We start from the raw sequence: 14,438 nt of genomic DNA, 5'->3' as shown, positions 1-14,438 counted from the left end.
CGTGACATCTGCATCACCGCCGCGCCTGGCGCCGCTGAACATCCTGGCCCATTCCGCCACCACGGCGCTGGGTGCGGGGCTGGACGCACAACGGCAGGCGCTGCGTGAACAGCGCAGCGGGCTGCGACCGAATGACTTCGGCGACGCGTCGCTGGCCTGCTGGATCGGCCGGGTGGACGCCCTGGACCACCTGGAACTGCCGCCGGAACTTGCGGAATTCTCTTCCAGGAACAACCTCTTGGCGTGGCACGCGCTGCAGCAGGACGACGTGCTGGCGGCCGTGCAGCAGGTGCGCATGCGTCACGGCGCCGACCGCGTGGCGGTGGTCATGGGCACCTCCACGTCCAGTATCGGCGCAACCGAAGAAGCCTATACCCAGCTGGAAACCGCTGCCGATGGCAGCCTGCATTTTCCGCAGGCACTCAAGCGCCCGCGCATTCATACCCCGCATTCGCTGGGCGATTTCGTGCAGGCGGCCACCGGCCTCGGCGGCCCCTGCGTGACCGTCGCCACCGCCTGTTCCTCGAGCGCCAAGGTCTTCGCGCAGGCCGCGCGGTTGATCAACGCCGGGCTGGCCGATGCCGCCCTGGTCGGCGGCGTGGACACCCTGTGCGGCAGCGTGTTGTTCGGTTTCAACGCCCTGCAGCTGGTGGCACCTACCCCTTGCCAGCCCTTCGATGCGCGCCGGGTCGGCCTGTCGCTGGGGGAAGCCGGCGGCTACGCGGTGCTGGAACGTGCCGGCGCAGGCCCGGCCACGCCGCTGCAGTTGTCGGGCTATGGCGAATCCAGCGACGCGCACCATATGTCCGCGCCCCATCCGCAAGGCCTGGGCGCACGCCTGGCCATGCAGGCCGCGCTGCAGCGCGCCGGCATCGACGCCGGCGCGGTGGGTTACCTGAACCTGCATGGCACCTCGACCCCGGCCAACGACAGCATCGAGGCCGCAGCGGTGGCCGCGCTGTTTCCCGCCACCTTGCATGCAAGCTCGACCAAGGGCTGGACCGGCCACACCCTGGGCGCGGCCGGCATCGTCGAATCGGTGTTCGCACTGCTGGCGCTGAGCGATGGCCTGTTGCCGGGCACGCTCAACAGCGAGATACCCGATCCCGCCTGCGGCCCGCAGATCCGTTTTGAAAACGCGCAGGCGCAGATCGATTACGCAATGAACAATTCCTTTGGCTTCGGCGGCAACAACTGCTCGCTGGTGTTTGGCAGGGCAGGATGACGCAGATGCTGGAAGCAACGCTGGAAGGTATTGGTTTCTGGGGCAGCGGCCTGCCCGACTGGGACAGCGCCTGCGCCTGGATGCGCAAGGGTGAACGCCCGCTCGATCCGCCGGCGCGCCCTTCGCCGCAGTTGCTGGCGGCCAACGAGCGGCGCCGCGCGCCCGGCACCGTGGCGGTCGCACTGGAAGCGGCGCTGGCCGCCTGCCAGGCCGCCGACCGTGCACCGGCCGTGCTGCCGGCGGTGTTCACCTCCACCCACGGTGAGCTGACCATCACCGATTACATGTGCGCCACGCTGGCTATCGACCCGGCTGCGATCTCGCCCACAAAATTCCACAATTCGGTACACAACGCCGCCGCCGGCTACTGGACCATCGGTGCAGGCGCGCATGTCGCCGCCACCGCGATCAGCGCCGGCAGCTACAGCTTTGCGCAGGGCCTGCTCGAAGCCATGGTGCAGTTGCACGCCGGCGAGGAAGCGGTGCTGCTGGTCGCCTATGACGGCAACGCCAGCGGCCCGGCAGCCGAGGTTTCGCCCAGCACCGGCCTGCTCGGTGCCGCGTTCGTGCTCTCACGCAGCGCCTGCGTGGGCCTGCCCACGCTGCAGCTCAGCGTGCACACGCAGCCGCCGCCGGCAACCGAGCAGCGCAACGAACAAGGCCCGCTTGGGCAGCTGTTCGGCGACAACGCCATGCACCCGGCGCTGCCGTTGCTGGAAGCCCTGGCCATGGACCAGCAGGCGCTGTGGCTACGCGCCGGCGTCGCGCAATGGCTGAGGATCGGCATCCACCATGAATGAGCCACGCCTGCTCACCCCGGAAAACGTCGCCGTCGTCATCCCGGCGCTTAACGAAGAACTGCGCATCCGCCAGGTCGTCGAAGGCGCGCTGCAGTATTTCCCGCATGTGATCGTGGTCGACGATGGCTCCACCGACCGCACTGCCGCCTGCATCGCCGACCTGCCGGTCAGCGTGCTGCGGCACCCGCAGCGCATGGGCAAGGGCCACGCGTTGCGCAGCGGCTTTGCCGAAGCCAGCCGCCGTGGCCTGCTGGGCGTGTTGACCCTGGATGGCGACGGCCAGCATGTTGCCGCGGACCTGCCGCGGCTGCTCGCCAGCGCCAACCGCCACCCGGGCTGCATCATCATCGGTGCGCGCCTGCGCAAGCGCGCTTCGCAGCCCCTGTACCGGCGCCTGGCCAACGAATTCGGCGACTGGGGCATCGCCTGGGGCACGCACTACCAGGTGGCCGACAGCCAGAGCGGGCAGCGTTTTTACCCGGCCGGCGTGATCGCCCTGCGCGACATCAGCGCTGAAGGCTTCGTGTTCGAAGCGCAGGTGGTGATCTCGGCGGCGCGGCAGCTGGGCACGCGCTGCGTGTCGGTGCCGATCGAATCGCGCTACAGCTCCGCCGACAGCGACGAGCAGTTCCGTCCCAGCCACTTCAAACCGCTGCAGGACCTGTACCGCATCACCAGCCACATCGTGCTGCTGGCCCTGCGCCACGGCCATATCTGGCGCGTCTACCGCAGCATCCGCCGCAATCCGCCGGTCATCGACAGCACCGACGCCGGCAGCTGAGTCAGCGCACTCAGCCCATGCCGCCGTTGATGCCGATCACCTGGCCGTTGATGTAGCCGGCCGCATCGCTGCACAGGAATGCCACCAGCGCAGCCACTTCCTCCGGCTTGCCGGCGCGTGCGGCCGGCACGGTCTGCTTGATCAGCTCCGGCGGAAATGCATCGGCCGCCATCTGCCCTTCGATCACACCGGGCGCAACCACATTGACGCTGATGCCGCGGCTGGCCATTTCCCGCGCCAATGATTTGCTGGCGCCATGCAGGCCGGCCTTGGCGGCGGCGTAGTTGGTCTGGCCGCGGTTGCCCAGCACCGCCGCCACCGAGGAGACGCTGACGATGCGGCCCCAGCGGGTACGTGCCATCGGCAGCAGCAACGGCTGGGTGACGTTGAAAAAACCATTGAGGCTGACGTCGATCACCCGCCGCCAGCGCTGCGCGTCCATGCCGGCCATCGGTGCGTCGTCATGGATGCCGGCGTTGTTGACCACAATCTGGATTGGGCCATCGGCGAGCAGCGCTTCCAGCGCGGCGCCGACCGCCCCGCCATCGGCGACATCGAAGGCCACCGCCTGCGCACTGCCGCCCTCGGCAAGGATCTGCGCCACCACCGCCTCGGCACGCGCCAGGTTCGCGTTGGCATGCACGATCACATGCGCGCCGTCCGCAGCCAGCTTCTGGCAGATCGCTCCGCCAAGGTCTCCACTGCCGCCGGTTACCAGGGCGCGTCTTTGCTTGCTCATGCGTGGTCTGCTCCGCTATGTCTCATTGAAGGTTCACGGCAACTGCAGCATCACCGCCGCACGCCCCTCGGCCAGCAGCTGCCCGCGATGATGGATGCGGAAGGCGTATTGCTGGCTGCCCTCGCCTTCCACCAGCACCTGCGAGCTGACCTCCAGCGCATCGGGCAGGTCATCGATGCGGGCCACGTGCAGCTGCACATCACGCAGCGCCACCAGCACGCCCGGCCGCACCGCGCCGCCGTGTTCGCGGCCGCGCAGGCCACCGTGCACGGCCATCGCCTGCGCACCGTACTCGCACAGGTGGATGGCACGCAGCTGGTTGTCGCAGCGCAGGGGATGCTGCGGATCGCGGTGGTTATAGGCCCGCAGCACGATGTCCTGCGCCGACCAGTCCACTACTTCGTCCCACAGGCACATGCCGCCCTGGTGCGGGACCAATTGCAGGATTTGCTCACGCCCCAGCATTGCCACCCTCCTGCAGCGGATGCCGCGATATCAACAAGGCCAATACGAAATTGCAGACCACGCCCAGCGCCACCGTGCTGCCGATCGCACGCAGCACCGGGATCGATGAAAGACCAAGCAGGCTGAACACCAGCAGCGTCATCACGCTGCACACCAGCAGGCCGTGCAGCGTGCGCAGCTGGTCGGCATGGCTGTCGCCGGCATGCTCGAAGAACAGGCCGTAGTCCAGGCCAAGCCCGGCAGCCAGGATCAGACCAATCAGATGGAACAGGTTCAATTCCACGCCCAGCCCGCGCAGTACCGCCAGCACCAGCAAGGTGGTCAGCAGCATCGGCAGCAGTACCCGCAGCACCCGTCGTGGTGAGCGCAATGCGATGCCCACGGTCAGCGCCAGCAGCAGCACGGCAACGGCCAGCGCCAGCAGCACACGGCTGCGATAGTCGGCCACCAGCGATTCGGAGGCCTGTTTCATGTCCAGCAGCTGCGCGCCATGCAGGCGTGCGGTGCTTGCAACTGCGGCCACGTCGCGCAGGCCACTGAGCGAGACCAGTGCGATGGCATGGTCCTCGCCCTGCACCAGCAGGCCGTCGACTGCGGTGGCCAGCGGCGTGCCGTGCAGGTCGGCGGGCTGCAGCGGTGGCGCAGTGCGCGCGCGCATCACGTCGGCGACGAAGGGTGCGAAGGCATCATCGATGAACGGCGTGCCTGCCACCGCGCTGGCCAATGCCGCACGCAAGCTCGCCTCGTCGGGCAGCTGCTGTTGGCGTTGGCGCTGGGTGGCCGCGCTGGGCAGATAACGCGCCGCCATGTCGTAACGCTCCAGCTCGCCATTGGCGACCAGCGCGTCCAGCGCAGGCCGCAGCTGCTCGCTGGCGGCCAGTGCGGACTGCGCGTCATCGCCGCGCACGGTGATCAGGTATCGCACGTCCGGCGCCCCCAGCTCACTGCGCAGCTGCGCATCGCGCGCCAGATCCTGCGGATCCACTGGCGTCAGCCGGCCCAGATCGTTCTGCCAGAACGCGCCGGGCGCCAGCGCCATCACCGCCAGCGCCAGGCCGGCGAGCACCGCCAACGACCAGCGCGGCCGTGGCAGCCGCTGGGTGTGCTGCCACAGACGCGCCAACCGCACGGAATCGGCGAAATCACGCGTGGCCGGATCGATCAGCGCCGGCAGCAGGTAACGCGTGGCCAATGCGGCCGTGGCCAGCGCGGTGATGGTGAACACCGACAGCTGCTTCAAGCCATCCACGCCGGAGAACAGGAAGGTCAAATAGGCGATGCAGGTCGCGATCACACCAGTGCCCAAGGTCGGCCACAGCGCGCGCACGTTGTCCCACGCCGAGCGGCCCGGCCGCTGGTGGCTGAAGAAATGGATGGGGTAATCCTGCACCACGCCGATCAGGGTGAAGCCAAAGGCGATGGTGATGCCGTGCACGCCATCAAAGCCCAGCGCCACCGCGCACAGGCCGGCAAGGCCGGCGCTGGCCAGCGGCAGGAAGCCGAGGATCGGCATCTTCCAACTGCGGTAGGCAAACCACAGCAGCAGGATCATGCCGATGGTGTCCAGCGTGCCGATCATGCCGGCCTCGCTGGCGGTGCGGTTGCCGATCTTCACCGAGAACGCGCCCGGGCCACTGAGTTCGATGCGGCTGCCGCTGTCACCGGCAATTGCGGTGAAGCTGCCGTTGATGGTGTCCACTGCCAACTGCTGCGCGCCGGGATCAAAGCCTGCGGCATGGGTCTGCACCAGCAGCAGGGCCTGCTTGCCGGCGCGGTCGAACCACACATCGTCGATACGCTGCGGCGCGTTGGCCGGCTGCAGCGCTTCGGCCACGCGCAGCACCTGCAGGGTGGGATCGGAGGGCAGCAGCGGCTCGATCAGGCCACCGGCAGGTGAACCCAGGTCCTGCAGGCGTGCCTGCAGTTCCTCGCCCAGGGTGGCGCTGGAAAACGCATCCGCCGGCAATGCATCGATCAGGTAGCGATACGGCAGCAGCTGCTCCGGAAACGCCTCCAGCCCGGCCTGCTCGCCATTGGCGACCAGCTCGAACTGGGCATCGCTGGCCAGGGCCTCACGCAATGCGCGCGATTGCTGCGCCAGCTGCTCGGGTGCGGCGCCGGACAGCGCCACCAGCAACAGGCGCGCGCCGGGGCCTTCACCCAGCTCGTCCAGCAGCAGCTTCTGCGCCGGCGTGCGCGCATCGGGCATGAACTTGCGCAGGTCGCCACTGACCTGGATGCGGCTGCTGACCCACATGCCCAGCACGCCGAGCAGCAGCAACCAGACAATGGCAAGGCCGATGCGGCCGGTGGAAGTCAGCTTCAAGGCGTGGCACCGGCAGCGCACAGGCCGTTCAGTGCAGCGGCTTGCGTCACAGTGGCCGCAGCCGTGGCGGCGCCGCCCAGCAGTGTGCGTTGCACATCGCCTTTGGCTGGCTGGGTTTCAATGCAGCGCAGTTCCGCGTTCTGTCCATGCAGGGTCACCGCACGTACGCGCCGGGCCAAGGCATCGGCCTTGGGCGTGAGTTGCAGCTGCCAGTGTTGTGCGCTGCCCGAGGCCTGCAGCCGGTAGCTCTGTTCAAGCGCGGCCAGGTCACCGGACAGCATGGCGCCAAAGCTGGCCTGCAGATCGGCAAGCTCGGGCACCCGCTGCAGCGCGAATACCCGCGGCGGCTTGCCGGCACGGGCAATGCTGACCTGGCCATTGGCAATGGTGGTGGTTTCGGCATACGGCGCGCGCACCTCGCGCACCAGGGTGCCGGCATCGGGGCGGCGGTATTGGCCTTCCACCCGAAGCGGTTCCTTCAGCAGTGCCGAGCCCCGCAGCTCGACGAAGTTGGTCTGGCTTGGCGCCGGCTGCGCCAGTTGGCGCAGGATCCAGGCCGCATCAATGCCGCTGGCCAGGGCCGGGCTGCTGATCAGCAGGGCGGTCAGCAGGCCGGCGAGCCGCTGCCGCAGGAGCTTGGGAATGCCAGAAATCATAGAAATTGAACCAGTTGTTGGGGGCCTGCCGCAGGTGATGCTCCAGCCTGCCGGCATAACGGTGGATAAGCGCGGACAACAGTTCGGTACGGCGGGGGCGTGGGATATCCACCACCTCGGCAAACGATTCGAAGCGCAGGTCATAGCGGTTGCCACCGCGATACAGGCCGAATGCCAGCATCACCGGGGCCTTCAGCGCACTGGCGATCAGCCATGGCGCGGCGGGAAACGCGGCATCGGCACCCAGCAGCGGCGCGGCGATGCTGGGCTCGCCGGGCCGCGCCCGATCCACCAGCAGGGCCACCATCGCACCTTCCTGCAGCGCGTGCTGGATGGCCAGCACGACCGCGGTGCCGTCCTGCCCCGCATCGATGATGCAGTCCGCAAGCCTGGGGTCGAGTTCGGCCAACAGCTCGGTGATGGCGGCGTTGTGCGAGCGGTCCATCAGCACCCGCAGCTTCAGGTCCGGGCGCATCCTGGCAAGCACCCGCAGGGCATCAAAACTGCCCAGGTGGGAGCCGAACACCAGCACGCCGCGGCCTTCGTCCAGCAGCTGCAGCAGCGGCTCGGTGCCACTGCTGCGGATATCGAACAGCGCGGTACGGCCGGCCAGCAGAAACACCCGGTCAAGAATGGTGGCGGCAAAGGTGTGGATATGCCGGGCCACCTGCCAGGCGCCCACGCGGTGGCCCCGGAGGCGCTGCAGGTAGTCGCGCGAGGCGCGCCGCTCGGCGCCGCGCACGCAAAAGAAGTACAGGGTGATCGGATACAGGCAGGCACGGGCGATGCCGCGCCCGCCATGGCGGGCAATGCCGCCGATCAGACGGACCGCAAAGCGCCCGCCGCCCTCGGGGCGATGTTTCCAGTCGGTGTCGTTCATGCCGGCAGACCAGCCCCGGCCAGCACCAGCTCACCGCGCACCAGCAGCTGCTCTGCACGCAGCACGCGGAACTTCCAGCGCGGCGCCTGGCCTTCCAGCTCCACCCTTGCCTCCTCATCGGGCAGCAACGGCGCCATGAATTTGACCTGCGGCAGGCGCAGGGCGCCGATGGCCTGCCCGGTCTCGGCGGCGACCGCCAGCAGCACCTGCTCCAGCAACACCACCCCGGGCACCAGCGGCCTGCCCGGGAAGTGCCCGGGTAAACAGGGGTGGTCGGAAGGAATGGTGAAGCGCATGGCGTGCTATATCCGCAAATTTGGGCGACAGGATACCGGCAGCGCTGCGTGTCAGCGCAGCAGGTCGCGCCAGAACGCCGGGCCCAGCTGGCCCATCTGGCGCATGAAATCCCAGGCATTGCGGTACGGGCGCTGCGGAAACAGCCGCGAACGCACCGCATACTCCAGCGCGAAAAAGCCGCCGATCAGCCCCCAATCGGCGATGTTGGCGCACCAGGACCATTGTTCATGGGTCACCGGCCACCACGGCTGGACGCCGAACGCAGCCAGCAGGCCATCCGGCACGGCGCTCATCGCCAGGCCCAGGTTGATCAGCGCCAGCACCACCAGCACGCCCGCCCAGGCGGCACTCAGGCGCCGGCTGTAACGCTCCAGCGGCGCCGTCAGCGGCATCCCGGCACGCGCATACAGCGCGCGCACGATGCGGGTGATCAGCGGGACCTGCCCAGGCAGCAGGGAGCGGGCGAAGCCCCAGGCCACCAGCAACGGGAACACCACCGGCGGGGCCAGCAACAGCATCCAGGCCCACACCGAGCCGCCCAGCCACCACAGCAGCGCGCACGACGCCGCCAGCACCGCCCAAGCCCATGGCCGCAACCGCGCCAGCGGTTCGAGCAGGCACAACAGCACCAGCCCGGCCAAGGCCGCCGCCGCCCACATGCCCTCGTTGCGCAGGCTGGCCACGTGCGACAGCACCGGGTAGGCCAGCAGCAGGATCACCCGCAACGCCAGCGCAAGCGGCCCTTGCCCGGGTTCAGGGCGGGCAGCGGTCACCGCGCTCAATTCGTCTTGTTGGCTTGAACGTGCGCCGACAGGGCGCGCAGGGAACCGAAGATGCGGCGGTTGTCCTCGTTGTCCGAGCGCAGCTGGAAGCCATAGCGCTTGCTGATGGCCAGCGCCAGTTCCAGCGCATCGATCGAATCCAGCCCCAGGCCCTCGTTGAACAAGGCGGCTTCCGGGTCGATCTGGGCCGGGTCCACGTCTTCCAGGTTCAGGCTTTCGACCAGCAACCCGGCCAGCTCGCGCTCGGCTTCATTCTGTTGCGACATTTCCATACCTACGGCAAATAGAGCCGCAACGATCCGGCATCGCCGACTGTTGCGCAAGCATTACAGCTTGGGTACGCGGGGTATCATTGCCGTCTCTGCGATGCCCGATACGCCGTGCAATGACGTTCCCGCTCCACTTCCGCCCCCGCCCGAATCCACACTCCGCCTGCCCTGCCAATGTCACGGGGGGCTGAGATGAACGCTCAGACGTCACCGGCGGCTGCCGCCTCGCTGCAGGTCGATTATGCCGACCCGGCCCTGTTGCCCACCTTGCTGGCCGACCCGCAGGTGCTGGCCATCTTCGGCTTCCACGCCGGCACCGCGGCACCGCCCAGCGATGACCCGCGCTATCTGCAGGTAGGCCTGCAGGCCGATGGCGCGGCGCAGCTGGAAGTGTGGCGCAGCGACAAGCCGGTCAGCTGCGGGCGCGACGCCAATGGCGTGGCCTGGGCCAGCGACGGGGCATTGATGTTCGGCGCGCTGCAGGTCGAGGAAGACGCGCATGGCGGCATTGTCGGTGCCGCCGAGCACGCCTACGCGCAGCTGTTGCAGACGCTGCCGGCGCACGCTTACCCGCACCTGCTGCGGATCTGGAACTACCTGGACGCCATCACCGATGGCGAGGGCGACAACGAGCGCTACCGTGAATTCTGCGTGGGCCGTGCACGGGGCATCGGCGACATCGACACCGGCACCCTGCCGGCGGCCACCGCGATCGGTCGGCTCGATGGGGTGCGCGTGCTGCAGGTGTACTGGCTGGCGGCGCGCAACGCCGGCACGCCGTTGGAAAACCCGCGCCAGGTCAGTGCCTACCGCTACCCGCGCCAGTACGGCCGGCAGTCGCCCAGTTTTGCCCGGGCCATGCTGGCCGCTGCCGGCAGCCGCCTGCCGCTGCTGTTGTCCGGCACCGCCAGCGTGGTTGGCCACGCCACCCTGCATGGCGACTGCACGCAGCGCCAGCTGCAGGAAACCTTTGCCAATTTCGATGCCTTGATCGGCGCGGCGCGTGCGCAGCGGCCGGGCCTGCCTGCGCATTTCGGCGCTGGCAGCCGGCTCAAGGTGTATGTGCGCGACGCGGCCGAAGTTGCCAGCGTGCGCGCGATGCTGGCCGAACTGCTGCCGCCGCAGGTGCCTTACATCGTGTTGCACGCGGCCGTGTGCCGGCGCGATCTGCGGGTGGAGATCGACGGCGTCCACGACGCCTGAGCTGGTCGCCGGCGACAGCTACGCCGGCAGCCTCGACAACCTCGACGGTCAGTGCCGCAACAGCGCCAGCACCGCATCGCGCGGCAGCTTACCGGTGTCGTTGCGCGGCAATACCGCCACCTTGCGCAGCGGCCGCGGCAGGAACACCGGGTCCATCAGCTCGCGCAGATCGCGCAGTATTTCCGCCTCCTCGCGATCCGGCGCCACCACCAGCGCGGCGATGCGGCCAACGGCATGGCCCGGCTCGGCTGCCAGCTGCACCACCACCGCATCGCGCACGCCGGGCACCGCCTGCAGCTTGCGGGTCAGGTCGCCGAGCGAAGCGCGCTTGCCGGCGATTTCCAGCAGATCGGCGCGGCGGCCACACAGCACGAAGCGATCATCCGGCAGCAGTTCCACCAGATCGGCCAGCACCACCGGCGCCGGCAGGTGCGCTGCATGCACCCGCGTGCCGTCCGGCTGCGGCTCCAGGCGCACGCCGGGCAGCAGCGTCCAGGCCGTCTCCAGCGCGGTGCGGCGACGGGCGAAGATGCAGGTCTCGGTGGAACCGAACATCTCCCGTACCTCGGTGGCGAAGGCCTGCTCGGCCGCTGCCGCCAGCTCCTGCGTCAGCGGCGCGGTGGCGGTGACGATGCCGGCCAGCGGCGGCAGCTGCACGCCGGATTCGACCAGCGCCTTGAGGTGCACCGGGGTGGTGATCAGCACCCGTGGCGCGCTCACTTCAGCCAATGCCAGCGCCACATCCTGAGGGAAGAACGGACGCCCCGCCTGCAACGTGGCCGGCGCCAGCAAGGGCAGCAGCACCGCCATCTCCATGCCGTACATATGCTGCGAAGGCACCGTTGCCACCAGCGCCGGCTGGGTATCGCCCCACAGGCTGCGCAGCGCCTGCAGGTTCTGCGCGGTGCTGGCCAGGAACGAGCCCCAGGTCTTGCTGTTGGCGCAGGGCGTGCCGGTACTGCCGGAGGTGAAGCCGATCGCCACCCGTTGCTCCTCGCCCAGGGTCGGTACTTCACCGGCCAGGCGCGGCAGTACCGCCGGCAACAGGAACCCGCCCGGCGGCAATGGCTGCTGTGGATCGTCGCCCAGGCAATAGGTCTGCGGGTAACGCTGCTGCACGTCGGCCACCACCGCATGGGCGCGTGAAGACGGCAGCAGATTCACCTGTCCGCGCAGCGCGATGGCGCAGAACGCCACCAGAAAGCGGTAACGGTCGTCACACAGGTTGACCGCATGCTGCCCGGCCGGCAGCAGCGCCGCCACGCCGCGCACATGCGCGAAAAAAGTCTGCAGATCGACGGTCTGGCCGCCGCCACTGACCAGCAAGCGGTGCAGTGGGCCGTGGGCCAGTGGATGGCGCGTGGTGGAAGGCAACTGCTCTGAAACAACCGACATGCGACTGTGGCGACCTCGTTCGATGGAGTATCCATCGCGGCCGCAGCCACGACAGGGCGGCCAGCTTGGGGCTGCCCGGCCCGGCTGGCAAGCCGGAACGGGCATTGTGGTTAAGCAGGAGCGGGATCAGTGATAGCCGGTGTCTGCGGTCACCTTGCCGCGGAAAACCCTGTAGGACCACACCGTATAGCCCAGGATCACCGGCAGCAGCAGGGCCAGGCCGACCAGGCTGAACGCCAGCGACGAGACCGGCGCAGCCGCCTGCCACAGGGTCAGGGTGGGCGGCAGCAGGTAAGGCCACATGCCCAGTACCAGGCCGATGAAGCCCAGCACGAACAAGGCCAGGGTCAGCAGGAACGGTGGCAGGTCGCGGCGCGGATGCATGGCGCTGCGCCACAGCGCCACTGCCACCGCCAGGGTCAGCAGCGGCACCGGCGACAGCCACCAGAAGTTGCCGTCGCTGAACCAGCGCTCCATCACCCGCGACTGCAGGAACGGCAGCCAGGTGCTGACCAGGCCCATGAACACGATCACCGCCACCATCAGCGGCCGGGTCAGCGAACGCGCCAGCGCCTGCTCACGGCCCTCGGTCTTGAGGATCAGCCAGGTGCTGCCGAGCAGCGCATAGCCGGTCACCACCGCCACCCCGGTCAGCATCGAGAACGGGCTGAACCAACCAAACGCGCCGCCGCTGTAGTGCCCGTCCTGCATCGGCAGGCCCTGCACCAGCGCGCCCAGGATCACCCCCTGCGCGAATGCGGCCAGCAGCGAGCCCAGTGCGAAGGCCACGCTCCAGATCGCCCGCGAACGATGCGCCTTGAAGCGGAACTCAAAGGCCACACCGCGGAACACCAGCGCCATCACCAGCAGCAGCACCGGCAGATACAGCCCCGACAACAGCACCGCGTAGGCCTTGGGGAACGCCGTCATCAGCCCTGCGCCGCCCAGCACCAGCCAGGTTTCGTTGCCGTCCCAGATCGGCGCGGCGGTATTCATCATCACGTCGAGCTGCTGCTCATCCTCGGCAAACGGCGCCAGGATGCCGATGCCGAGCACGAAGCCGTCCAGCACCACGTACATCAGCACGCCGAAGCCAATCACCGCGAACCATGCCACCGGCAGCCAGGTTGTCAGTTCCATGTCAGCGCTCCTCCAGCGGTTCATTGACGCCGGACAGCGGCCGCGCCGGGGTATGCATGCCGTCGTCGGGCGGTGGCAGCTCGTGCGGGGTGGGGCCGCTGCGCATGATCTTGACCAGGTACCAGATGCCCCAGCCGAACACGAACACATAGCCGACCACATAGACCGTCAACGACAACACGGTCATCCACATGCTCTGCTTGCCCACCGCATCGGCGGTGCGCAGCAAGCCATAAACCACCCACGGTTGCCGGCCCATCTCGGTGACGAACCAACCCGACACCAGCGCGATGAAGCCACTTGGCAGCATCCAGTTCCAGCCGCGCAGCAGCCACTTGGACTGCAGCAGGCGCCCACGCCACAGCTGGAACGCCGAGATCCACGCCAGCACCAGCATCAACGAGCCCAGCCCGACCATGATGCGGAACGCGTAGAACACCGGCACCACCGGCGGCCGTTCGCTGGCCGGCACCGAGGTCAGCGGCGCGAACGTGCCGTCCAGGCTGTGGGTCAGGATCACGCTGCCCAGCTTGGGGATGGCGATCTCGTAATCGTTGCGTTCTTCCTTCTCGTTGGGCACCGCGAACACCACCAGCGGCACACCTTCGCCCGGCGCGGTCTCATGCCAGTGCGCTTCCATCGCGGCAATCTTCATCGGCTGGTGTTCCAGCGTGTTCAAGCCGTGCATGTCGCCGACGAAGATCTGCACCGGCACCGTCAATGCCGCAAATGCAACGGCGGCAACCAGCATCTTGCGACCGGCTTCCACATGCACGCCACGGCGCAGATACCAGGCGCCCACGCCACCGATCACGAAGCAGGTGGTGATGAACGACCCCAGCGCCATGTGCGTAAGCCGGTATGGGAATGACGGGTTGAACACCACCTGCCACCAGTCCTGCGGATGCACGATGCCATCGACCAGCGTGTAGCCGGCCGGCGTGTGCAACCAACTGTTGGAAGACAGGATCCAGAAGGTGGAGAACAAGGTGCCCAGCGCTACCATGCAGGTGGAAAAGAAATGCAGGCGCGGCGAAACCTTTTCCCAACCAAACAACATCACACCGAGGAAGCTGGCTTCCAGGAAGAACGCCGTCAGCACCTCGTAGGTCAGCAGCGGGCCGATCACTGTGCCGGCCACTTCGCTCAAACGCGGCCAGTTGGTACCGAACTGGAAGGCCATGACGATGCCGCTGACCACGCCCATGCCGAACGACACCGCGAAGATCTTCTGCCAGAAGAAGAACAGCTCGCGCCAGACCGGATCGCGGGTACGCAGCCAACGCCATTCGACGAACGCCAACCAGCTGGCCGTGCCGATGGTGAAGGCCGGGAACAGCACATGAAAACTGACAACGAACCCAAACTGGATCCGGGACAACAGCAGCGCTTCCACGGCCGCTTCTCCGCTATCGCATTAATTGGGGCGATTCTGGTCCTGTATTGGTTAAGAACGGATGTGACCGGATGTCGCAGTGCG

15 protein-coding genes are annotated in these 14,438 nt (G+C 68.0%); 4 read left to right on the top strand and 11 right to left on the bottom strand.

Annotated elements, in window-relative coordinates; all coding sequences use genetic code 11:
- The first annotated feature begins 25 nt into the window (after positions 1-25).
- Genes BCV67_RS10610 through BCV67_RS10600 form a run of 3 tightly spaced genes read left to right on the top strand, consistent with a single transcriptional unit; the run spans position 26 to position 2,806 of the window.
- On the top strand, positions 26-1,225 hold the full coding sequence (locus BCV67_RS10610; RefSeq protein WP_062171909.1) for a beta-ketoacyl-[acyl-carrier-protein] synthase family protein: 1,200 nt from the start codon (positions 26-28) through the stop codon (positions 1,223-1,225).
- A gap of 5 nt (positions 1,226-1,230) precedes the next feature.
- Positions 1,231-2,025: a beta-ketoacyl synthase chain length factor gene (locus tag BCV67_RS10605; RefSeq protein ID WP_062171913.1), complete on the top strand. Its 795-nt coding sequence runs from the start codon at positions 1,231-1,233 to the stop codon at positions 2,023-2,025.
- On the top strand, positions 2,018-2,806 hold the full coding sequence (locus tag BCV67_RS10600) for a glycosyltransferase family 2 protein (protein WP_062170548.1): 789 nt from the start codon (positions 2,018-2,020) through the stop codon (positions 2,804-2,806). The genes BCV67_RS10605 and BCV67_RS10600 overlap by 8 nt, the downstream gene beginning before the upstream one ends.
- Positions 2,807-2,816: 10 nt before the next feature.
- Here BCV67_RS10600 and fabG read toward each other — a convergent pair whose 3' ends face one another.
- From fabG to BCV67_RS10560, 8 genes are all read right to left on the bottom strand, one after another.
- Positions 2,817-3,545, bottom strand: coding sequence for a 3-oxoacyl-ACP reductase FabG (fabG, locus tag BCV67_RS10595; protein WP_062170550.1), 729 nt, complete (start codon positions 3,543-3,545; stop codon positions 2,817-2,819).
- Positions 3,546-3,578: 33 nt separating this feature from the next.
- A complete protein-coding gene (locus BCV67_RS10590) occupies positions 3,579-4,010 on the bottom strand; it encodes a hypothetical protein (RefSeq protein ID WP_062170552.1) in 432 nt (143 codons plus the stop codon).
- Entirely contained in the window at positions 3,997-6,267 is a 2,271-nt protein-coding gene (locus tag BCV67_RS10585; protein ID WP_156455999.1) for an MMPL family transporter, read from the bottom strand. Before BCV67_RS10585 ends, BCV67_RS10590 begins: the two co-directional genes overlap by 14 nt.
- Before the next feature lie 65 nt (positions 6,268-6,332).
- Entirely contained in the window at positions 6,333-6,992 is a 660-nt protein-coding gene (locus BCV67_RS10580) for a LolA-related protein (protein ID WP_231732405.1), read from the bottom strand.
- On the bottom strand, positions 6,898-7,872 hold the full coding sequence (locus tag BCV67_RS10575; protein WP_062170556.1) for an acyltransferase: 975 nt from the start codon (positions 7,870-7,872) through the stop codon (positions 6,898-6,900). The genes BCV67_RS10580 and BCV67_RS10575 overlap by 95 nt, the downstream gene beginning before the upstream one ends.
- Positions 7,869-8,168, bottom strand: a complete 300-nt coding sequence (locus tag BCV67_RS10570) for a beta-hydroxyacyl-ACP dehydratase (protein WP_062170558.1) — start codon at positions 8,166-8,168, stop codon at positions 7,869-7,871. Before BCV67_RS10570 ends, BCV67_RS10575 begins: the two co-directional genes overlap by 4 nt.
- 51 nt (positions 8,169-8,219) lie before the next feature.
- Positions 8,220-8,942, bottom strand: coding sequence for a ketosynthase (locus BCV67_RS10565; protein WP_231732406.1), 723 nt, complete (start codon positions 8,940-8,942; stop codon positions 8,220-8,222).
- Between the two features lie 5 nt (positions 8,943-8,947).
- On the bottom strand, positions 8,948-9,217 hold the full coding sequence (locus BCV67_RS10560) for a phosphopantetheine-binding protein (RefSeq protein WP_062171922.1): 270 nt from the start codon (positions 9,215-9,217) through the stop codon (positions 8,948-8,950).
- A gap of 195 nt (positions 9,218-9,412) precedes the next feature.
- Between BCV67_RS10560 and BCV67_RS10555 the strand changes: the two genes are divergently transcribed.
- Positions 9,413-10,423 carry a hypothetical protein gene (locus BCV67_RS10555; protein WP_062170560.1) on the top strand — a complete coding sequence of 337 codons (1,011 nt, stop codon included), beginning with the start codon at positions 9,413-9,415 and terminating at the stop codon, positions 10,421-10,423.
- Positions 10,424-10,471: 48 nt separating this feature from the next.
- Here BCV67_RS10555 and BCV67_RS10550 read toward each other — a convergent pair whose 3' ends face one another.
- From BCV67_RS10550 to BCV67_RS10540, 3 genes are all read right to left on the bottom strand, one after another.
- Entirely contained in the window at positions 10,472-11,818 is a 1,347-nt protein-coding gene (locus BCV67_RS10550; RefSeq protein ID WP_062170562.1) for an AMP-binding protein, read from the bottom strand.
- Positions 11,819-11,944: 126 nt separating this feature from the next.
- Entirely contained in the window at positions 11,945-12,958 is a 1,014-nt protein-coding gene (gene cydB / locus BCV67_RS10545; RefSeq protein ID WP_062170564.1) for a cytochrome d ubiquinol oxidase subunit II, read from the bottom strand.
- Between the two features lies 1 nt (position 12,959).
- Complete coding sequence (locus BCV67_RS10540; RefSeq protein WP_062170566.1) at positions 12,960-14,354, bottom strand: cytochrome ubiquinol oxidase subunit I; 1,395 nt, start codon at positions 14,352-14,354, stop codon at positions 12,960-12,962.
- Positions 14,355-14,438: the final 84 nt, after the last annotated feature.

The sequence above is a fragment of the Stenotrophomonas nitritireducens genome, assembly GCF_001700965.1.
In the GTDB taxonomy this organism is placed as follows: domain Bacteria; phylum Pseudomonadota; class Gammaproteobacteria; order Xanthomonadales; family Xanthomonadaceae; genus Stenotrophomonas; species Stenotrophomonas nitritireducens_A.
The sequence above is the reverse complement of the archived record's forward strand: the minus strand, read 5'-3'. Positions and strand labels throughout refer to the sequence as shown.

Excerpts from the sequence above, each read along its gene's own strand:
- BCV67_RS10550 (WP_062170562.1), bottom strand. The coding sequence starts at position 11,818 with ATGTCGGTTGTTTCAGAGCAGTTGCCTTCCACCACGCGCCATCCACTG.
- BCV67_RS10585 (WP_156455999.1), bottom strand. The coding sequence starts at position 6,267 with ATGTGGGTCAGCAGCCGCATCCAGGTCAGTGGCGACCTGCGCAAGTTC.
- BCV67_RS10570 (WP_062170558.1), bottom strand. The coding sequence starts at position 8,168 with ATGCGCTTCACCATTCCTTCCGACCACCCCTGTTTACCCGGGCACTTC.
- BCV67_RS10575 (WP_062170556.1), bottom strand. The coding sequence starts at position 7,872 with ATGAACGACACCGACTGGAAACATCGCCCCGAGGGCGGCGGGCGCTTT.
- cydB (WP_062170564.1), bottom strand. The coding sequence starts at position 12,958 with ATGGAACTGACAACCTGGCTGCCGGTGGCATGGTTCGCGGTGATTGGC.
- BCV67_RS10555 (WP_062170560.1), top strand. The coding sequence starts at position 9,413 with ATGAACGCTCAGACGTCACCGGCGGCTGCCGCCTCGCTGCAGGTCGAT.
- BCV67_RS10605 (WP_062171913.1), top strand. The coding sequence starts at position 1,231 with ATGCTGGAAGCAACGCTGGAAGGTATTGGTTTCTGGGGCAGCGGCCTG.
- BCV67_RS10590 (WP_062170552.1), bottom strand. The coding sequence starts at position 4,010 with ATGCTGGGGCGTGAGCAAATCCTGCAATTGGTCCCGCACCAGGGCGGC.
- BCV67_RS10580 (WP_231732405.1), bottom strand. The coding sequence starts at position 6,992 with ATGATTTCTGGCATTCCCAAGCTCCTGCGGCAGCGGCTCGCCGGCCTG.
- BCV67_RS10600 (WP_062170548.1), top strand. The coding sequence starts at position 2,018 with ATGAATGAGCCACGCCTGCTCACCCCGGAAAACGTCGCCGTCGTCATC.
- BCV67_RS10560 (WP_062171922.1), bottom strand. The coding sequence starts at position 9,217 with ATGTCGCAACAGAATGAAGCCGAGCGCGAGCTGGCCGGGTTGCTGGTC.
- fabG (WP_062170550.1), bottom strand. The coding sequence starts at position 3,545 with ATGAGCAAGCAAAGACGCGCCCTGGTAACCGGCGGCAGTGGAGACCTT.